Source organism: Rhodococcus sp. 27YEA15, from assembly GCF_049739425.1.
Lineage (GTDB): Bacteria > Actinomycetota > Actinomycetes > Mycobacteriales > Mycobacteriaceae > Rhodococcus_F.
The window spans coordinates 150,977-171,727 of record NZ_JBMHHW010000002.1 but is presented as its reverse complement, the minus strand read 5'-3'; the positions used below and the strand labels follow the sequence as shown (position 1 = coordinate 171,727).

Annotated in this window: 15 protein-coding genes and 1 pseudogene; 10 read left to right on the top strand and 6 right to left on the bottom strand. The window is 58.3% G+C overall.

The genetic code is table 11. The annotated features are described in order from the left end of the window. Positions 1-148: 148 nt before the first annotated feature. Positions 149-1,222: a metal-dependent hydrolase family protein gene (locus ABH922_RS25800; protein ID WP_424809893.1), complete on the top strand. Its 1,074-nt coding sequence runs from the start codon at positions 149-151 to the stop codon at positions 1,220-1,222. A gap of 123 nt (positions 1,223-1,345) precedes the next feature. On the opposite strand, the gene ABH922_RS25795 is transcribed toward ABH922_RS25800, so the two are convergent. After that, positions 1,346-2,572 (bottom strand): Glu/Leu/Phe/Val dehydrogenase dimerization domain-containing protein, encoded by a 1,227-nt coding sequence (locus tag ABH922_RS25795; protein ID WP_424809892.1) that lies wholly within the window; start codon positions 2,570-2,572, stop codon positions 1,346-1,348. 450 nt (positions 2,573-3,022) lie between these two features. On the opposite strand from ABH922_RS25795, the gene ABH922_RS25790 reads away from it, so the two are divergent. After that, on the top strand, positions 3,023-4,195 hold the full coding sequence (locus tag ABH922_RS25790; protein ID WP_424810317.1) for a multidrug effflux MFS transporter: 1,173 nt from the start codon (positions 3,023-3,025) through the stop codon (positions 4,193-4,195). Positions 4,196-4,781: 586 nt separating this feature from the next. On the opposite strand, the gene ABH922_RS25785 is transcribed toward ABH922_RS25790, so the two are convergent. Beyond that, complete coding sequence (locus ABH922_RS25785; protein WP_424809891.1) at positions 4,782-5,288, bottom strand: Lrp/AsnC family transcriptional regulator; 507 nt, start codon at positions 5,286-5,288, stop codon at positions 4,782-4,784. A 207-nt stretch (positions 5,289-5,495) separates the two neighbouring features. On the opposite strand from ABH922_RS25785, the gene hppD reads away from it, so the two are divergent. Both hppD and ABH922_RS25775 read left to right on the top strand, forming a co-directional pair. Then, entirely contained in the window at positions 5,496-6,701 is a 1,206-nt protein-coding gene (gene hppD / locus ABH922_RS25780; RefSeq protein ID WP_424809890.1) for a 4-hydroxyphenylpyruvate dioxygenase, read from the top strand. A 217-nt stretch (positions 6,702-6,918) separates the two neighbouring features. Next, positions 6,919-7,504 (top strand): annotated as a pseudogene (locus ABH922_RS25775) (homogentisate 1,2-dioxygenase); the annotation flags it as partial. Positions 7,505-8,009: 505 nt separating this feature from the next. Here the strand turns inward: ABH922_RS25775 and ABH922_RS25770 are convergent. The 3 genes from ABH922_RS25770 to ABH922_RS25760 form a co-directional block, all read right to left on the bottom strand. Next, on the bottom strand, positions 8,010-9,224 hold the full coding sequence (locus ABH922_RS25770) for an MFS transporter (protein WP_424810316.1): 1,215 nt from the start codon (positions 9,222-9,224) through the stop codon (positions 8,010-8,012). A 115-nt stretch (positions 9,225-9,339) separates the two neighbouring features. Then, positions 9,340-9,699 carry an FAD-dependent oxidoreductase gene (locus ABH922_RS25765; protein ID WP_424809889.1) on the bottom strand — a complete coding sequence of 120 codons (360 nt, stop codon included), beginning with the start codon at positions 9,697-9,699 and terminating at the stop codon, positions 9,340-9,342. Next, positions 9,581-10,591, bottom strand: coding sequence for an FAD-dependent oxidoreductase (locus ABH922_RS25760; protein WP_424809888.1), 1,011 nt, complete (start codon positions 10,589-10,591; stop codon positions 9,581-9,583). Before ABH922_RS25760 ends, ABH922_RS25765 begins: the two co-directional genes overlap by 119 nt. Before the next feature lie 136 nt (positions 10,592-10,727). Between ABH922_RS25760 and ABH922_RS25755 the strand changes: the two genes are divergently transcribed. The 6 genes from ABH922_RS25755 (at position 10,728) to ABH922_RS25730 (ending at position 18,265) form a co-directional block, all read left to right on the top strand. After that, positions 10,728-11,618, top strand: a complete 891-nt coding sequence (locus ABH922_RS25755) for a LysR family transcriptional regulator (RefSeq protein WP_424809887.1) — start codon at positions 10,728-10,730, stop codon at positions 11,616-11,618. A gap of 1,303 nt (positions 11,619-12,921) precedes the next feature. After that, the gene (locus ABH922_RS25750; protein WP_424809886.1) at positions 12,922-13,941 is read left to right on the top strand and encodes a 2,3-butanediol dehydrogenase; all 1,020 of its coding nucleotides are present in this window, start codon (positions 12,922-12,924) and stop codon (positions 13,939-13,941) included. Positions 13,942-13,960: 19 nt separating this feature from the next. Beyond that, positions 13,961-15,535, top strand: a complete 1,575-nt coding sequence (locus ABH922_RS25745) for a class I adenylate-forming enzyme family protein (protein WP_424809885.1) — start codon at positions 13,961-13,963, stop codon at positions 15,533-15,535. Then, complete coding sequence (locus ABH922_RS25740) at positions 15,532-16,938, top strand: class I adenylate-forming enzyme family protein (protein ID WP_424809884.1); 1,407 nt, start codon at positions 15,532-15,534, stop codon at positions 16,936-16,938. Before ABH922_RS25745 ends, ABH922_RS25740 begins: the two co-directional genes overlap by 4 nt. Before the next feature lie 19 nt (positions 16,939-16,957). Continuing rightward, positions 16,958-17,578: a TetR/AcrR family transcriptional regulator gene (locus ABH922_RS25735; protein ID WP_424809883.1), complete on the top strand. Its 621-nt coding sequence runs from the start codon at positions 16,958-16,960 to the stop codon at positions 17,576-17,578. Positions 17,579-17,728: 150 nt separating this feature from the next. Next, entirely contained in the window at positions 17,729-18,265 is a 537-nt protein-coding gene (locus ABH922_RS25730) for a DUF1097 domain-containing protein (RefSeq protein ID WP_424809882.1), read from the top strand. An 899-nt stretch (positions 18,266-19,164) separates the two neighbouring features. Here the strand turns inward: ABH922_RS25730 and ABH922_RS25725 are convergent. Continuing rightward, positions 19,165-20,622, bottom strand: a complete 1,458-nt coding sequence (locus tag ABH922_RS25725) for a PucR family transcriptional regulator (RefSeq protein ID WP_424809881.1) — start codon at positions 20,620-20,622, stop codon at positions 19,165-19,167. Positions 20,623-20,751: the final 129 nt, after the last annotated feature.

Sequence of the window (20,751 nt, the reverse complement as noted above, 5' to 3'; positions counted from 1 at the left end):
GGATGCAGATCGAGTCTTCGACGGCACCCGGTTCATTTCGGAGGCTTCGGTAGTCGTTGAGGACGCTCAAATCGGTTTTGTCGGGCCGACGTCCGAGCTACCGTCGCAGTATCGTCACCTTCCCGCCAACGGGCGCCACTCTACGATCATGCCTGGGCTCTGGGACGTGCACACCCATTTCTTCGGAGTGCAGCAATTGACGATGAATGCGATGCTGCAGACACCGCCGGCAGTAGCCGGTATCCGAGTGGCCAAGGACGCAGAGAGGATGCTCGCGGCTGGAGTCACGAGTGTTCGCGAAGCCGGTGGCTTCGGTATCTTTCTCGCATCGGCTGTCGACGAGGGGACGGTATTGGGTCCCACTATCTACGCAGCCGGCGCGATCCTGAGTCCCACTGCAGGGCACGGTGACTGGCCCTCGGCTCCGCTTGAATGGATGACGTCGTATCACAGGCCACCGCAATTTCAACTCTGCAATGGGGTCGATGAGTGCATCCGGGCGGTGCGCATGCAAGTTCGCAAGGGGGCGCGCGTCATCAAGGTATGTGCGTCAGGCGGATTGTTGGGGGCACACGACAGTCCTCATGATCAGCACTTTTCGGACCGAGAGCTTCGTGCGATAGTTAACGAAGCAGGATTGACCGGGAAGATTGTCATGGCCCATGCCACGGGAAAGGCGGGGATCTTGGCAGCGTTGCGAGCAGGTGTCCACACGATCGAGCACGGGAGTTATCTAGATCGAGAGTGTGTCGATGCGATGCTCGAGACCGGTGCGATACTCGTACCCACATTGGCAATCGGTCACGCCTCATTGCGTCGGGCCGAATTATCGCCGCCAGCGGTCGCTAGAAAACTGCGAGATGCAGTTGAACGAGCCGCAATTGGAGTTAATCTTGCTTACACCTCAGGGGTGCCGATTGCTGCCGGATCAGATTTCGGAACTTCGGGCGCTGGATCAGCGAATCCACAAGAACGCGGAATAGACGAGATCGGCTATCTCCAAGAGGCAGGGCTGTCGGCAGTCGACGCGTTGAGGGCTGCCACAAAGGTTGCCGCAGCAACCGTTGGGCAGACGTCGACGGCCACGGGTGAACTGGTGGAAGGTGCAACAGCTGACCTTCTTGTGCTCACGGTTGACCCGAGTTCCGATGCTTCGTTGGTGGCCAATCCGTCTGCAATCAAGGAGGTGTGGAGAATGGGCCATATCGTTCACTCGTCTTGACGGCCTAAGAATGTGGCGACAATTGCGGGGTCCGAAAGGTTTCGGCGTCGACTCGTATGTGTGGTGTACCGGCGCCGAAGTACTTATGCCGCCGGTACACCGAGTCGTCACTCGTCGGTATGATCAGAGAAGTTGAGCAAGAGCGATCTCGAACGCGTTGGCGGCGATCAGTGTTCTGTCTTCAGATTTCGAGTGACATTGGAGCAGCGCCTTTTCCACGGTCTCGGAGACGTCGCCGAAGATCAGGTCATCGGACAGTTCAAGTTCCGTCTGCATGAGCAAAGCGAATGCTCGGGCCATGCCACAGTTGGCGATGAAGTCGGGAATCACGGAGACGGCCCGATCGGCGTGCTCATATGTCGGTCCGTAGAAAATTTCCTCATCTGCGAAGGGGACATTAGCGCCACTCGCAATCAACTCCAGGCCTGCGTTTGTCAGTCGCTCTACCTGCTCACGCGTAACCAACCGTGATGCGGCACACGGTAGGAACACGTCCGCCTGCAAGCCCCAGAAAGTGTTGTTCAGTTCTGCGAACGGGAGTGGATCGGTGACATTGAGAGTGTTCCCATTGCGTCCCAGGAACATTGATGTCACTTCAGCAAGACTGAAGCCGTCGGTATTTGCAACTCCGCCATCGCGGTCGATGATGCCTACGATCGACGCCCCGGCTCGTGCGAGGTAATATGCCGCAGTGGCACCAACATTTCCCCAGCCTTGAACAAGTACTCGCTTTCCCGTCACGTCGCCGCCGTAGATTCGATAATAGTGCCTTACGGATTCGGCGACGCCCCAACCAGTCACGAGGTCAGCTATCGAGTGCGCTCCACGTGAAGTTGGGGCATACCGTGGATCGTCTACAGGCTTGGCGACACCCAGTCGCAGCTGGCCGATACGCCGTACGTGATCAAGATTGATCCGCGGGAAATGCCCGGTGACCACGCCTTCCTGTGGATGCCAGAGTCCGTGTCGTTCGGTTGCCGGAACCACATCGAGCATTTCGTCTACATTGAGGTCGCCGCCTGTGCCGTAATACGATTTCAGTAGGGGCATTACTGCTCTGAACCATCGATCGAGAACCTCGTTCTTACGAGGATCGGAGGGATCGAAATCGATACCCGATTTAGCCCCTCCGATCGCAGGTCCGGATACCGTGAATTTCACTTCCATTGTCTTGGCGAGTGATTCGACCTCTCGCTGGTCGAGTCCCCTGCGCATTCTGGTTCCGCCGCCGGCGGCGCCACCCCGCAAGGAATTGATGACAGTCCACCCGCGAGCAGTTGTTTCGCTGTCGTTCCATTCGAATACGATTTCGGGGGCTTTGCTCTCGAACTGGGCAAGTAAGGATTTCATATCTTCTCTCAGTGCTTGCTAGCTGCTGGCTGAACATCAGTACTCTGAATTATGTCGTGAGACTTGACAAGTTAGACAACGTAACATGTCCATGTCGCCTAGGATCATCGCCCCGAACCTTGACTTTTCTGTACAGTCTGCATGGCAGTGTAGGCGGATCGCTTTCGTGCCAAGGCAGTTGGTGCGTAGACCTCAGTTCGATTGTGAGGTGCACACCTCGGTGGGTGCCGAGTAGAAGATCAGGTGCGTGCAATGTGAACAGCTCGACGCGCTTTCAATCTCGCTTTCTGCATTGCCTTCATTCTCGATGACCTCCGTTGGCGCAGGTCAGGTCGAAACGACTCTCGTGTCGAAGTGCTGGGCCACGACGTGCCTTGAGTGCAATGCAATTCGTGCCATGTAGACGTCATTTCGGAAGGTTGACCGGTGAATCGAACTGTTTCAGTAACGATGGTGTGCACGCTCGCGCTAATCTCCGCAATCGCACCCTTGTCCATCGACATGTACCTCCCCGCGTTGCCTTCAATGGCCGAAGCCATGGGCGCGTCCACCGCGAGTGTTCAACTGACACTCACTACGTTCATGGTCGGGCTTGGAGTGGGACAACTGGTCGTCGGCCCGATCTCGGACGGGATTGGCAGACGAAAGATGATGGTCGTTGCGGCGGTTATCATGACCTTGAGTAGCGTGGCGTGTGCGATTGCTCCAAGCATCGGGTTTCTTGTTGCTGCCCGATTGGTTCAAGGACTGAGTGGCGGATCCGCCATAGTGCTCGCCCGCGCTTGTATTTCCGACCGCGCACGGGGTGACAACGCGGCGAAGCTCTTCAGCCTCATGATGATAATTGGCAGTATCGCTCCGGTGGTCGCGCCGCTTATCGGGGGGGTATTGCTCGGTCCCCTTGGTTGGCGCGGCATTTTCTTTGTTCTGTCAGTTGCAGGCATGGTCATGGTTTGCGGTGCAACATTTTTCGTGCCAGAAACTCTTACCCTTGAGCGTCGACACAGCGGCGGGCTCAGGGCAATGTCATCGCACGTTCGTATCGTGGCCTGCAATCGACGCTATGTCGGGTACGCATGTTCGTTCATCTTCGGGTTCGGCGCGTTGTTCGCGTATATTTCCGCGTCGCCATTTGTGATTCAAAACGTACTGGCCTTCACTCCGTCGCAGTTTTCAGCCATCTTTGCCGCCAATGCTGCGGGGATGGTGACGACCGCGATGCTTGCCGCGCGCCTGGTCGAGCGCGTTGGGGCGCGTGTACTACTGCGGTTCGGTATAAAGATGCTCGTGATCAGCGGAGTCGTGCTCTTGTGCACCAGTGCGCTCCCCGCTCCTGTTGGTTCCGGGTTGATCTTGGTCCCCTTGTTCTTGGCTGTTTCGAGTGTTGGGTTCATTCTGGGAAACGCGACCGCACTCGCACAGAACGAAGTAGTTAACTCTGCCGGCACCGGTTCTGCGCTGCTGGGCGCGGGCCAGTTCGGTTTGGCAGCAATAGTGTCTCCGCTGGTGGGGATCGCAGGAGACCACAATGCAGTACCGATGGCTATCGCAATTCCCATCTTCGGTCTCTTGGCAGCAGGAGCATTGGCGTTGTTGGCAGGCGGAGAAGGATCTGTGGGTTAGCGTCCCATCTGTACTGGTGAATGCCAGCGAGATGGGCATAAAAATCAGAAGCGTATTGCTTGACGGTTTTGAGCCGAAGGAGGAAAGGGCTGACGTGGACCGAAAAGTCACAACTGGCTAGCCTGCACGAGAGATGCCACGGACATTCGCCTTTGTACCACGTGGCTGGGCAGGTGATGAGAGGTGCCTCCCGCTTTACTGCGAATCGGCTGACACCGACACCCGCGGCTCGCCATCCCTGGCTAGCTCTAAGACTGATTGAGGTTGTGGACAGTTGGCCTTCCGATGAGGGAAGACTCCCTGCGACGACAAGAGATCGAACGCCGAGGAAGTCGTAAACGCGTCTGTCGTACGTCGACGAAAGTTAGTGGCAACGTCGCTGGCCCCGTCTCTCATACGGCACCGTTGACGGTGCTACTAGACTTCGAGGTACGACATTCGAGGGTGCGGCGGACCGCTCTGCTGTTCCGCACATCAGCCCGTCAAGCCCGGCCCTAAGGTAACCGAGAAGATCCGCTGGCTCCGCCAGCACCACCACTTCGGGTCACGATGAATCTCGATGCACTTCGCCTGCTATCAAGACTTGTCATCGTTCTCCACCCCGGTACGCCGGCGCCTTGGTCCGCTGTCCGGCCTCAAGGGTCCGCATGAGCGGCATCGACCGAAAAGGTGTAACGACCGACAGAACCATGACACTCGTCGATCGGTTGGCAATTCCCGCTCGATTGAGTTGGAGCAACGTCGCCTGCAGGTCTTGATGTGACGCAGCAGCTATGCGACACAGCACATCTCCGGATCCAGTCGTTGCGAACGCTTCGAGCACACCAGGTACCGCCTCAAGTTCTGCCGTCACCCGGTCGAGCGCGCCCTGTGCGATCTCAAGCGTCACGAACGCTTGAACACCGAAACCAGCTGCGGACAAATCGATGTGCGGAACGTATCCAGCGATGACTCCGGCATCTTCCATCTTCTTCAGCCGGGCAGTCACTGTCGCCCTGGCGACTTTGGCGTGCCGGGAAAGCTCGAGTGGCCCGGCACCGGGGTGAGCGTTCATCGCTTCGAGCAAAGCCAGATCAACCGCATCCAAATTCACGTCAGGTCTCCCATTACATCGACTCGGAAAGTATTCTAGGCAGAATGTGCATAAAATTCCCGAACCGGTTACTGATTCCGTCGAAATGTACAGCATAACCTGACCCTGTTGACCAGGATTTGCCCGGGGTGATTCTCTGGGAGTACTTCTGGTTCCAAACTTCCTTGACACCAGAATCTTTCATCGCGTACTCAGAGAGGGCTCACAATGACCGTCGAACAGACTCTCACCGACGAAGAAAAACTCGCGGGACTCGATCTCGATCAGCTTCGTCAACTGGTAGGGCTAGTCGAATACAACGACACACTCGATCCATTTCCTGTAAGCGGTTGGGACGCTCTGGAATGGATCGTCGGAAATGCTACGCAGACTTCGCATTTCTTCCAGTCTGCATTCGGAATGGAATTGGTCGCGTACTCCGGACCGTCGACTGGCAATCGCGATCATCACGCTTTTGTCCTCAAGAGCGGTGCGGTGCGCTTTGTGGTCAAGGGAGCCGTGGACCCCGCCAGTCCACTCATCGAACATCACCGCACACACGGCGACGGCATCCGAGACATCGCGTTGACTGTTCCCGATGTCGACCGCTGCATTGCACATGCCATCACACAGGGCGCCATCGTGCTCATCGAACCCCATGACGTTAGCGACGCGAACGGTACAGTCCGCATCGCGAGCATCGCCACATATGGCGATACGCGCCACACCTTGATCGATCGATCGCGGTACTCCGGACCCTATCTGCCCGGATACGTTGCTAGAACGTCGACCTACACCAAACGAGACGGTGCACCCAAACGCATCTTCCAAGCGCTTGACCACGTCGTCGGAAACGTCGAGCTCGGCAAGATGGACGGTTGGGTCGACTTCTACAACCGTGTCATGGGTTTCACCAACATGGCCGAGTTCGTCGGCGGTGACATCGCTACCGACTACTCGGCATTGATGAGCAAGGTCGTCTCAAGCGGAAATCACCGCGTGAAGTTTCCCCTGAACGAACCCGCCATCGCCAAGAAGCGGTCACAGATCGACGAGTATCTCGAGTTCTACCAAGGACCAGGTGCCCAGCATTTGGCGTTGGCCACCAACGACATTCTCACCGCAGTGGACATCCTGACCACCGAGGGCATCGAGTTCTTGGCTACACCGGATTCCTACTACGAGGATCCCGAACTTCGCGCGCGCATTGGCGAGGTTCGTGTCCCGATCGAAGAGTTGCAAAAGCGCGGCATCCTGGTCGACCGTGACGAGGATGGATACCTGCTGCAAATCTTCACCAAGCCGATCGGTGATCGACCGACTGTGTTCTTCGAGCTCATCGAACGCCACGGTTCGCTGGGTTTCGGCTTGGGCAATTTCAAAGCTCTTTTCGAGGCCATCGAGCGTGAACAAGAAACCCGCGGAAACTTCTAATTCACGTCGTTCGAAGAACCCATCACGGACAGGAGGTGCGCGGTCATGGCGTCTACCGACAATCGGCCTCGTCCCACTTCAATGTCACACCCCGTGTCGCGACGATAGTGGTGCCGGTAGCAGCGGCCGCTTCTACTACAAAGAGCTGACCGGAGAATGAGGTTCTCCTCCGACTCCTTATCGCGCCACCAACATGAAATTACTTAAGTGATAGTCAGATGCCACGGTCTGGGATCTTTCGCGATGACGGCACCACGGCCAACTAGCCATCTAAACCTCGTCACCTGCTGCTCCCGTCGCTGTTACCCGACGGCATCTGATTGCAGACGGACGTCGTTATCGGTCGACGTTTGATAATCGGCAACGCCGACGTCCGTCTGCACGAATGTTGTAGCCGGCGACGAATCGCCGCCGAATCGCCATCTATCCCGTTCGGGTACTGCTCGAAAACGCACCATTCTGCGAACAAGACCTACACGGACCTCAGGCGCCCATGCTCGCGGTGGGTACAGCTGCGTAGGTGGTGGTGAAGCACCGGATGTTGTCGGGAATTGACGGTATCCGAGTTGTGTATCCAGCCGTCCCATACGACGTCGTCGGTTGGGGCGGTTGTCTCTATCTGTGGACGTTCAACATTTCGACTACGAGCCGGTCACCGGACGGGGTCAACAGCCACTACCTGCCCATCAGATATGAGAGGGCAGTGGATGCGTAATCTGCAATTTTGTACCACGTAGGGCGACTACCATTCTCTGTCGATACCTGTTCCGTACGACAATTCCAACGTCGACTCGGACAAGATCAGACAAGATCATGTTCGATTGTAGCGGTGACTAGAAGCGTGCAAGGCTCCAGCATCGGTCTGGGTTCGATACCGGTGTATCTTGGTGCTCTCGCTGACCTACACCCGCTGAGATCAGAATATCGGCACTAACTTAGGGGCGAAGGAGTTGTTAGTTAGGGCGCATTAATTAGCTGCTGATATTCGAGATTGAGCTTAGAGAATAAATTTCGAAATGATTGAAAATGTCATTAAATCGGAAGCTTTCGAATAAGAACCTGAGAAAGTGTTGGTCTCCCGGGCCGATCTGACGCTGCGGTCTATTACGTACTCCCGAACAGGTCAGAGCGTTGCAGAGGGGCTCGGCTGGTTCAGGGAGGTACGCGACCGTCAACGCGTCGGTGCATGTGGCGATGCAGATGACAGTGACTGTCACCTGAGCAGGTCCGCCGGGCGGTGACCCACCGCGCACCTCGGGGAAGCGGGATGGCCCACTCTGCAAGCAGAGCGGGCCATCGGATTTACGCCTAGATGGTGTGGCCGGCTGTCGGTATCGACGTCGCGCCATCTCGGCCCTGGGTTCTGTAATGCGGCCGGTCCGGTCGGATGAAGCAGCACGTTACCGCGCCGATGAACGGGCCGATCGCGAGGACGATGAATGCGGAATAGAACGAGCCGGTGGTGTGGAAGACGAACCCTAAGACCGCGGGTACTGCAACGCTGCCGAGTTGCCAGACCGCGTTGACGCTACCGGCGGCGGAGCCGACCAGGTTACTTCCAGCGAGCACGGGGGTCAGGGCTGCGGTCAGCGGCGCGTATGCGTACGCGCCCAATCCGAGCAGCGGTGCGCACCAGAGGAACTGCGTGAGGGTGGAGAAACTTCCGAACACCAAGAGGGTGCATCCGAAGACCGTGAGAATGACGATGATCGGCAGTTTCTGGCCCAGCCGGAGACGGTCCGTGATCCATCCCATCATCGGTTTCGCTGCGACGGCGACGGCGGCGAAGATGACCAGGACGGTGCCGGCGTCGACCGGGTCGATACCATTCGCTTTAACCATCAGCGTATTCGACCAGGTGACGAAACCGTAGGTCCCCCAGAGGCCGCCAAAGCCCGTAATTCCGAGTAATACTAGGTCGCGATTGCGTAGTAGCGGACGCAAATTCGGCAATGAACTCGTGCGGACAGGCAAGCGCTCATGCTCTTGCCCTGGGGTCCGGTCTCGGAGCAGGACGAAACACAGGACGCTGATGACGATGGTTACGATACCGAAGAGATGGTATGACTCGCGCCATCCCGATGCGGCGATCATCCGTGGGACGACGGCATTGGCGATGACGGTTCCGAGGGAGGTGGCGGTCATGAACACGCCCATCGCGAACCCACGTTGAGTGGGTCGGAACCAGGTCGCGATCAGTTTGAGGCCACCCGCGAAGTCCGCGCCGGCGAACAACCCGACGACGCCCTGCACGATCAAGCCTGCGCTGATGGATTCGATCTCGCCGAACACGATCATGAACGACCCCGCGACCAGTCCGGTGATCGATAGGATCATTCTCCCGCCGAGCCAGTCGGTGAGAAATCCACCGAAGGCGTTAGATGCGACATAGCCGATGTAGTAGCAGGTCGCGAAGATGCCGATGGCCGCTATCGGTACGGCGAGGGACTCACTCACCGACGCGGAGGCAGGACCCCAGGTTGAGCGATCGACCGAGGTCATGGTGAAGGCGGCCCAGCACATTGCCAGGACGACCCACCTATAGCTGGAGGAATGCTGAACGCTCATCATCGTGGCTCCAGGGGCAATCCGAAAATTGATATTCGTGCAGGACGCCAGGGGAAGCGGAGGTGTTCGGTCATACGATCGCCCCCTGCTTGAGCAGAGTTCGGCGAATGGACGGCAGGTCGTGGGGACGGCCGCCACTCAGTTGCGCCGCGGCGATTCCGGCGGCGTGCCCGGTAGCGAACGCGGTGCCCATCACACGTACCGAGGCGAACGCCTGGTCGTCCGAGCTTGTCAACCGGCCGACCCCCCACACGTTATCGGTGTCGGAGCACCGGATGGCGTCGTAGGGGACGTCATACCAGCTGCCACCTTCAATTTCCTCGTAGCGCGTGACACCTGGGGCGGCGTGGTCTTCGATCGGCCAACCACAGCGTCCAATGGATTCGGTCGGCCGCTTTCGGGCGTGCAAGACGTCGTCGGAGGTGACCATGGTCGTGCCGACCAGTCGCCGACTCTCCCCGAATGCCGATCTGCGGGCCGGTGGTGACCAGGTATGCCTGCTGCCACCCGGCCATTCCCTTGCGCATCGCGTCGAGGTACCGCCAGGTCTGAGCCCGGGCACTGGCCTCCGCAGCACTGATCTGTGTTGAATCGAGAGTGTCGAAGTGCTCGTCGATCAGCAGCGCCATAACGTCACCAGTCACCGGCAACCGCACCGCGATGCCGTGGTCCCGAGGCATCTCGGCGCCCGTTTCCTGCACATACTCGGCGACGGCGGCGCGCATACCGTCGGTCGACAGGTCGGCGTCCTCTGCCACCCCGCCGAAACGACATGCGAGGGTATTCGTCTGACGGTCTGGCAGCTCCACCGTCCGCACGGCTGACCCGGACAACGCCAGCAGCGCACCGTCCCCACTCGCATCGATGAAGGCGTCGGCGGTGATGCGCTCCGTTCCCCCTCTGTGGGCCAACTCGATTCCGGTGATCAATCCCTCGTGCCGAGTTGCGCCGACCAGTGTGGTGTGCAGCCGAGTTTCGACGCCAGCGTCCGCCACGATCTCATCGCACACGATCTTGGTCGCTTCCGCGTCCAGAAGGACGATCCGGTTTCCGGTCCAGCCCATCACCTTCTCGGCATACACCCCGCGCGCCCGTAGGCGGTCGAGTACTTCTCCACCAACCCCGGCGACAACGGTCTCGTGGGTCTGGTCGAAGAAACCACAAAGTGCGAGGACCGAACTATTCGTCGCAGCGCCGCCGAGGAACGGGTACTGCTCGATCAGCCGAACGCGTGCGCCGGACCGCGCGGCACCAACCGCCGCCGCGATACCACCGGCGCCGCCTCCGATCACTACGACATCAACATGCTCTGTGAGCGTCACCTGGGACTCCTATCCATGCCCTCCGAAGAACCGGGGCATCCTATGTGCTGAGTCACACTGTTACCCATACCGAGACCGGCGTCCAATACCCGTTTCGGCAACCAGGCATAGCCGGAGAGTATGGCACGCTAGGGGGGTGGAACTACGTCATCTCCGATACTTCGTAGCCGTCGTGGAGGAACGCTCGATTTCCGGTGCGGCGGAACGACTCATGATGTCGCAGCCCGCGCTCACCAGGCAGATCAAAGAACTCGAGCGGGAATGCGGCATCAGCCTTCTGGACCGAGTGCCGCGGGGTGTCGAGCCAACACCGTCCGGCACGGCCCTCTACCAGCATGCAGCACAGCTTCTCGGATTGGCAGCCGCTACCCGGGAGGTTGCTAGATCGGCGTCGTCGTTCCGCGAGATCGTGTCCATCGGACTACCGCCAGGCCTTCCCACTCCCTGGTTAACCGGCCTCGTCCATACCTTTCGAGATGAATCGCCAACTACACGAATAGATTTCTCAGATGCGCCGAGCAGCACACAACTGAGAAGAGTCCAGGAAGGGCAGCTCGACCTCGGCATCGTCCACCAGAATCCGCCATCCAGTCTGAACTCCGTCAAGCTCTTCGAGGAGCCGTTCGGTGTCGCCGTCCGGCCGAATCACCAATTGTCCGAACGTGGCACCTGCCGTCTCGTCGAACTCGACAACCTGCGGGTGCTGGCACACGCACGTGAGCAGGTCCCGGACGAGCACGATCGGCTCATTTCCGCCGCCTATGAGGCAGGCATCGCCCCGATATGGCAATTCGCCGCGTTCGTCGAAAATGCCTACGCGTACGCCGAAGCCACCGAATCACATGCGGTGTTGCTCAGCGAAGCCAGCGCACACCGCCTCCTGCCAGGTTGGCGGTGGATCCCTCTCGTCGAACCCACGTTCCCGATGCGCACATGGCTGGTGCGATCAGATCGCACGCGAATGGCTGTCGAGGCCAGTGGGCAGTTGATTGTCCGGTACGCACAAACAACGGCCAAGCCGATTTGAGCGCAGCCAGCCGATCTCCGCGATGACAGCAAAACTTCTGAACGTCGGGCGCCGACCGACATAGCGGAGGCAATTCCACCCGGCGCATCGGAGGCATCAATGGCGCAGAAGTACTTTCGTTCGGTCTCATCGAGCAGAACCCGGAAACGAACGGAAGCCGGCATTGCAATCGACGCCGCCCGCGTCGGCGCCGAGGATGCACTCGAGTCAGCTATGAATTTGAGCCTTCAGGTCCTGGTGCAGAACAGTGTCGACGAAAGGGATTCGTGAGCTTTGACGTAACAGTACTTTCGGGTGATCGAGGTTGAACCGGGTGATATCGGATCGTGGTGACAGTCCGAGGAAAGTGCGGAAGTCATTACACGCTTGCATCCGAACCCCGTCGACCTTGCCGACGCATCTCGCGATGACAGATGGCAAACCCGGGAGGCGCAAGCCTGCTGGCTGTGGATCATCGAAAGAGACGAAAGAGACGAAAGAGACGAAAGAGACGATGACCCGGACTCGTACGCAGCGACCGCCGAGTGGGTCGTTGAGTTCGTCGATATCGAACTCGGTCTTCTGACGAACTTCCGAATCTTTGTAAAAATAGCACTGTCATGTTAATCGAAAAGCGTAGCGGCACATTTAGTTCGGGACCGGATGCTACGAGATACCGTCAGGCCATTATTGCGTAACCGGATTACAGGTTTCCAGTGGGATTCAGCCCGCGACTTGGGCGGTGACGATCAGCGGCCGGTCGAGGAGAATCTACGAGGCCCGATTTGGGGCCATTTGAATACGGTTGAATTTCAGTAGATTTCGGCACACCGTGTGCGTATTGAGTTTCGGCGGTTGCGCACGGCGCTGTTCGTGAACCGTACTAGGGTGTTCGCGTGTTTTGATGCAGAGCGCGTGAAAGTCTATGCGCTAGTGAGTAATTCATTGAACCAACGCTATCGGGGATTGAGGCGATTGACGCGTCCGCGAGAGAGTACTTGTTCGACTGTTGATCGGCGCCAACACGAAAGAGAAGCGGCCTGAGCGCTCGGGCCGTGCCTATGTGCTGGCCGACATTGTTGCGGACGGCTGTGAGCGAAGTCTGTAGCGAGGTGTGGGTGGCTGAATCGCGGTGAGCCGGTTGGACGAAGCAGACCGTGCAGAATGTGAATTGGGTCAAATTCGGTACTCAAATTGACCGTTGTCACAATGCGGCCGGCACAGTAAGCTTACGGCGTCGGAAACTTACCGTGACCGTTAACTTACTGAGAGTGAGCGCTACGCCATGAGGGCATTACGTTTCTACGGAAAAGGTGACCTACGTGTGGAGGACATCCCCGAGCCCGAATTGAAGCCTGGGCATGTGAAGATTCAGGTTGAGTGGTGTGGGATCTGTGGCACTGACTTGCACGAGTATCTCGGTGGCCCGATTCTGATTCCAGACAAGGGGCATCCTCATCCCCTCACAGGTGAAACGCTACCCATTACGATGGGCCATGAGTTTACCGGCCGGATCACTGAGATCGCCTCGGATGTCAAAGGTTTCAGAGTCGGTGACCCTGTCATTGTCGAACCGAACATCCGTGACAACACTTGCCATCAATGCACACACGGAGACTACAACCTTTGTCCTCAAGGTGGCTTCTACGGCCTCTCCGGGTGGGGGGGTGGGCTAGCCGAATACGCGGTCATCGACGCGCGCAACGTATACGTATTGCCACCAAGCGTCCCCACGGACGTGGGTGTGCTTATCGACCCGCTCGTAGTGGCATGGCAGGCAATGCTGGACTCTGGGTACGCTCCAGGTCAGAGCGCGGTTGTTATCGGCGCGGGACCTATCGGACTGGCGTTGATTCTGGTCTTGAAGGCTAGCGGTGCTTGTTGGGTCGGTGTAAGCGAAGTGTCGCCAGCCCGGAAGGCTCAGGCCGAAGCTTTCGGCGCGGACGACGTGTTCGATCCTACGACCGACGATGTTGCTGAGCGGGTCCGCGAACGCACGCAAGGGCTGGGTGCTCACGTGTCCTTCGATTGTTCCGGCCTCGAGAGTACGTTGCGGACGGCAATCGCAAGTGTGCGCCCTAAGGGCACTGCTTTCAATGTGGCCATCTGGGAAGGCCCCACTACTCTCGACGTGAATTCGCTCGTGACTGGGGGCAAGAAATTGGCTTCGACTCTGGGCTTTGCGGGGGTGCATCCCAGCGTCATTTCGGCTCTGGGGGATGGCCGTATCAAACCAGCGGACATGATCACTGCGCGGATCGCGTTAGAGGACATCGTGGATGCCGGCTTCGACGAGTTGGTGCGCAACAAAGATGAGCACATAAAAATCATCGTCCATCCGTGATTTCGAGGAAAGTGAAGACATGAAGTATGAGGCTGGCCTCCTTGCACGGAGAGCTGCACAGAGCTACCCCGACCGGATTGCCCTCACTTATGAAGATAGTGACATCACGTTCCGCGAGGTCAATGCAACCGCCAACAGATTCGGATCGGGGCTTGCACGACTTGGGCTTGGGAAGGGCGACCGTGTCGCGGTGCTCTCCTGGAACAGACCAGAAGTCGTTTATACATGGCTGGGCTGTGAGAAATTCGGGTTAGTCCGCGTCGGAATGCACACGCATAACCCTTTGCAACATCACATCGACCTACTGCGACACGTAGGAGCGGCTGCGCTGGTATTTGACACGGCTTTTAAAGACGACGTCTCCGAGATCAGGACGCAGCTTCCCGACTCGACAGTGTTCATCGGACTCGGTGACGAGTGTCCTTCGTGGGCAATTCCTTTCGCCCGTTCGCTCATCAGTGGTTCCCCCGAAGATCCTCGGATCGATGTCGACGAAGACGACCCGTGCTTCATGCAATTGACTTCGGGTACTACAGGCATGTCGAAGCCTTGGGTCAAGTCGTACCGATCCTGGCTTGCCGTGATCAACCAGAACGCCATTCATCTCGATACGTTCGACGATCAGCCTGCTATCGACAAGCACGACGTCAACTTGCACTTTCACCCTCTGCAGTGGGCCACCGGTTTTCAGACGTTCTATCCCTACTTCATCCGAGGCGCACGCACGGTACTGCTCTCGGACGCGGACTTTGACGCCGACGTCGTACTTGACACCTTACTGAAAGAGCAGGTCACCGGATCATTTGCTCCTGGACCGCTGCTTTCGCCGATCCTAGATGCCATCGAGCGTCGCGCTGACGTCAACTTGTCGATCAAGCGGCTCGTTGTCTTCTTTGCGACCCCAGAATTGCTCACACGCACGACGCGGCTGATCGGAGCCGTCTGGGCCCACGCGTTTGGTTCGACCGAACAAGGCGCTGCAGCCACACGACTCCTGCCCAGCGATGTCACCCCGGATTGCCCACGGCGGCTGGACAGCGTAGGACGACCAGCATCATTCAACTTCGAGGTCGCCGTCGTCGACAGCGATGGACAACAGTTGCCCAGTAATCACGTCGGCGAGATTGTCGTCCGGTCGGCGATGTCGATCGGCTACTACTGGGGATTTCCCGAAGCCACCGAGGCCGCGTTTTTGAAAAACAATTGGTTCCGCAGTGGTGACGTGGGTCAACTGGACGAGGACGGATTTTTGTACTACGGCGATCGGGCCGTGGACACTATCGAAATCGGGGACGACGTCATCTATCCCCATGTAGTCGAAGCGTCCTTGCTCGCACATGAATCAGTGTCGAATTGTGGTGTGGTGAGAGTCGAACAAGGTGGCCGAGCCACGGTGGTCGCAGCGGTGTGTCTCAAAGACGGTGTGGATACTGATTCTAGAATTCGCGAAACACTGCAGACCCTCTCAGCGTCGGCGCTGCCCGGCTTGAGCGTTGGTGTCGAGATCCTGTTCGTAGAAACGTTGCCAACAGTCCTCGGTGGCGCCAAGGTTCAGCGCAACGTACTCCGAGAAACGATCGAGGCACAGCGATGAAGAACGGAACAGCAACGCGGAATGCGTTGCAGGCCGCCGCCGACCGGCCGTTGCTGTACTACCGAGACGAATCCTTCAGCGGAGCTGAGATCGACACGGCGGTCGACGGACTTGCCGCTCGACTCCGTAGCTTGATCAACCATGGCGGCGTAGTAGGTATCTGGTCCTGGAACTCCCCAGAGCTCCTTGTGGCCCATCTAGCGGCTGAGCGCGCGGGCCTCACCCGTGTGCCGATCGACCCCGAAGCGCCTCAGGCAGAAGCGCAAGCAATCCTCGATGCCGTCGGCGCCGATTTGGTGCTCGTCGACGACGAGCACTCCCTCGACGGCGGGCGGGCTTCCCACACCTTGACACCCGATGTGTGGACCGTACAGGGGAGTGATTTCTCGCCGTCGGAGCGCGATGGACAACACATCGCGATTCGCATCGTCCGAGGAATCGATGGGGGGGGCCTCATCAATATCCCTTTAACCCAGGACAACTGGGACGCGCATATGCGGCAATCCGAGTCGTTCCTGCGCAGTGATCTATACGGACATACCGTTGGTCCAGAGTCGACCTACCTGACAGTCCAACAATTGCAGTACGGCACCGGACTCCTAGGCACGTTCCCGTTCATTCGTATGGGGCTGCCGCAAGTGATCTTGAGGAAGTTCGACGCCGCAGAGGTAGTCGCGGCAGTCAAACGACACCGAGTGACGACCACTTTCATGGTGCCGGGAATGGTGAAGCGCCTCTGCGACACTCTTGAGAACTATGACATGTCGAGTTGGACGCTCAATGTGCTCTACGGTGGGGCGCCATTTGTGCTCGCCGATATGTTGCGTGCTGCTGCCGTCCTCGGACCACATAGGTTGAATCAACTTTACGGGCGCTTCGAGGGAGGATGGCCCATAACAGTTCTGGACGGTGCCGACCACCAAAGGATAGCTGCGGGCGAGCATGGCCTTGCGAGCAGCTGCGGATGCGTCGTTCCAGGAATTGAAGTAGACCTCGCCCACCGCGTCGCAGATGACCCGAGGGCTGAGCTACGCGTGCGCAGCGATTGCACGGCACCATTGTTCACCGATGCTGACGGGTGGTGCGCGTTGGGAGATTTGGTGACAGTAGACGATGAGGGGCACGTATTCTTGCTCGGCCGGCTCGATGGAATGATCAACACAGGTGCTTTTCACGTCTACCCAGCCGAGGTTGCCGCCGCGATCACCGCTGAGTTCCCTGGCGCCGTCGCAGTCGAGGTTGAAGGGCGACCTGACGAACGGTGGGGCGAAGCAGTCACGGCGATCATGGTGTGGACTGATATCGACCAAGCACCCAACAATGATGAGTTTCGGCAGAGAATGTCCGCGAGACTGGCGAAATACAAGGTACCAACCCTCATCGAGCACCGCGATGTTCCATGACGGGCCACGGAGGACGATGATGAGCGCCATAGAACCCAACTACGCTGCTCGTCGGCGCCGTAAGGAGGAAACCCGGAGCACTATTCTGCAAGCAGCCGCCGATACCTTCTACCGGGAGGGTATCGCTTCGGTCAGCATGGAAGAGATTGCTGCCGCAGCCGGCGTGAGCAAACCAACGCTGTACAAACACTTTTCGACAAAGGAACTCGTCGTTTCCGAGTGCCTGTCCTCGGTCGACGAAAAGCACTTCCGGTGGTTCGTCGACCAACTCGGCCACGCAGAATCCAACACGGAACTTCCAGCGGTGGCCGTGTTTGATGTGCTCGACAAGTGGATCAATTCGCGAAGCTTCCACGGATGCACCTTCATCAACGCCTCGGTGCAGGTCGGAAAGACAAACCCTGATGCCCAGCTGGCGGTCTTTAGACATAAGGATCGCACTCGTACTTGGCTTCTGGAACTGGTCGAGGACTCGGGTATTCGCGCAGGATCGTCGCGCGAACTGGCCGACCATTTGATGTTGCTGATGGAAGGCGCGATTATTACCGCGCTCGTCGAGGACGACCATCAAGCGGCTCAACGCGCCAAACGTGCCGCTGTGATTCTCGTCGAAGCGGAGAAGATGTCCGTGGACAACTGAGCGTACGAGCATCTCTTTGCTCGTCGTATCGGGTGAAGCGGAACAGCGTACGGAACATTTCGCGATCGCGGGTCGCTTTCCATTGCATGTGCGGCCCGCCGTCGCGCCAGTCCGAAAGACCGATGCTCCATGCACAGAAAGTCCATGAACATGAACGAAACGAACAGCCTAGCCATCAGTGTTGGTGTACTTGCGGGTGTTTCGGTGTGGGTGACCGGTCTTCTCAGTTTGCCTACGTGGCTGGTTTTCCTCGCTTGGTTGACCTTCTTCTTCTGTGGGCTAGGTAAATCGGGTCTGATACTTCAGCTTTCGAGCAATCTTTGGGGAATATTTGTTGGTGCCATTGCGCTCTACGCGCTTTCGCGTCTCCCTGACCAGATATTTATAGCGATGCTGGTCATTGCGGTTTCGGCGTTTACGATCGCGCAGTCTGCCCGCGTGAGATTCTTGTCGCAATCACCCGGCTCGTTCGTGGGCTTCGCCATGATCGCCGCTGCGGTTCAGACCACGGCGCTGCCGATTGATAACGTGACGGTTCACGGTCCCATTGCAGTTGCGGTGGGCGCTGCAGTACTCGGATCGCTGTTCGGGATTGCGTCGCAGCTAGCGGCTTTCGCCATTCGCACAGCGACCGGCGGTCGAGACGCGCACCGATCCGGTGATCAGATGTTGCTGAGAGAGGAATGAATAGCAACTCAACAGATCGAGTGTCCGTCGTCAGTTGAACGTTACAACCAGGTCGATCCTTTCGACGTGACAACCGTGGTATCAGTTCTGACGAGACCCAACCGTGTGCTGCGACGAACCGTAGGCACTCGCGCACCGACGTCATCACCGTGTTCGCTGTGCCCGCTCCGCGAAACCGCGATGGCGTACCCGGCCTACGAGGGGGCAACGGCTCAGCCGCGAGCCACCGCAAAACCACGCCAAATCGCTGAACTATATTTCCTGACAATCGAATCCGGACCGCCCCGCAGCAGCTCAGAAACAACGCAATACGGCCCGCGTATACCCGTTCGGTGTTTGGAGTTCGGTCCAACGCGCGCAGCGTCGCTAAATACGCCGCCGCTTTCGTGTGCACACGGTACGCGCCATCGATCACGACATACCGGGCTGACCATCTGACGGCGACACTGCCCCGCGCCGCCACGAAAACGTCCACCTGACAAAGCTAACCAATGCGCCAGCAAAGACCCTGATAACGGAAAGGAACATTGCACGAACACTTGCCGGCCAACGTGCCTCGACCAGGTAATCAAGAGTAGATAACGGATAAGACATCATTCAGAAGTCGCGTCCCCAAACAACGAGCCATCATCCCGGACACCGGATACTGCAAGTGGATGAAAGTGGAGCAGGGTAGAATATTTGATGGTTTATTCACGACAAGGTCGACGTTCTCGCGATGGCCGGTTTCTACGGGTTGTGGCCCGATCCCGAACTGCCCGAGGATGATCCGAACAAGTGGGTATGGACCTGTATAGTCTTGACCTGGCCAGCTACGGATGCCACAGGACAGATTTCCGCTGATCCTGCGCTGGCTTGGTGCGTTGGGTAGAGTGCGCCATTGCTCCTGCACGTTGGCGTCAGTTTCCGCTCACTTCTGTGCTTTTGCGCGGCAGTGAGGGCTGGTCCATGCCCAACACTCTGGTTGATAAGTGCAGGATCAATCGATCGTCCGGATCGGTCAGGTCGAGACCGAGAGCGGTGCGAACTCTCTCCAATCGTTGCAGGACAGTGTTGCGGTGCAGTCCGAGTGATTGGGCCGTTGCCGTTGCCGACGATTCGTTGTCGAGATAGCAGCTGAGGGTTTTCACGAGGTCTCCGCTGGGATCGACGAGGGTTAGAGGTTCGAGAAGCCCCAGTGCTGCGTCCCGCATTGATTGGGCTTCGAACCAACCTGAGAGCAAGCGCGCGGTGCTCACAGACGTGGCGTGTTCGATGGCAAACGGCGTCGACGCGCCGCGTGCGATCATTGCGGCCTGTTTTGCTTGCATGAGTGACTTCTTGATGCCGGCAGCACCGAATTCTGTTCCGCCGATCCCACCGCAGAATCGGAAGTGGTCTGAACTGTCGATGTTGGAGAGGATCCTTGACACTGTTCGACCCAGATCATCTCCGGAATTCGAATCAGGCCCGGTATCCGAAGAATTCTCGTCCGACGTAGTCCAAAACACATAGCCGTCGGATTGTTCGATGACGGCGGTTTCGATGCCTTGGGTGGCCAGCAGACGCTCTAGTGCGGTCAATGTCTCACTGGGATACGAGATTTCGGTGGTTCTCCAGGTGACGTAGACGGCGGTGTGCCAACCGCCGAGTCGCCAGCGCAACGCGCTGCTCTTCTCGAGCGTTCGCGGCGATACATCGTCGGCTTGGTCGAGGATTTCCCCTAGGAGCATGGATCGGTGGCGACTCTCGCGCTCGATGTGCGCAGTTCGCGAGGCGAGTAGGACGCTGTACGACAAGGCGGCAACCGACATCGCCTGCGCGATCGCGTCGAGAAGAAACGACGGGCAAGTAGCCTTGACCGCGACGAGCCAGATATTGGCTGATCCGTGTGTAATCTGAATTGGTTGCAGAACAACGGATTCGTGACCATCTGTGACGAACGAACCCGGACGTGGCTGCGTTGCTGACATGAGGCTACGTCCTTCGTTCATACCTGCCAGTGCATGGCAGTGTTCTGATCCGGCTAGCAGACGCCCCTCCGCATCGATCATTGCCGTCTCCGCATGGATGGTGCGGTTGAGCGCTGAGATCAGTTGCTGCGCAGTGCCGGGTGGTGTCCGGAAGTAGTTGACGGCGTCGGTGACGATGCGTAGGGCTGAAGTCTCGGGGGCGCGAACATACTCGTCGCAAGCCGCAACTATTACAGCGGCATCCATCGATTCGACGCTGATCAGTGGAATGGAGAGTCTGTCCGCCAGTATCTCCGTTGCGAGGGGAATCGCCTGCGCGCGCTTCCATGACCAGAGCAGATGCGCCGACGCTGTGTGCGAGCCGGATTGCGAGGTCGGTGGAGAGGTGTTCGGCTCGAATGGCACCTCGAGTGAAGACGACCAAGGTCTCCGGGGGAAGCTTCTGAATCCAGTGGACGTCCGCGCACGGCATCACTCGCATCACTCTTCGGTTCAGCCCCGACTGCCCTCCTACGACGCGATGCTCGGGTATGG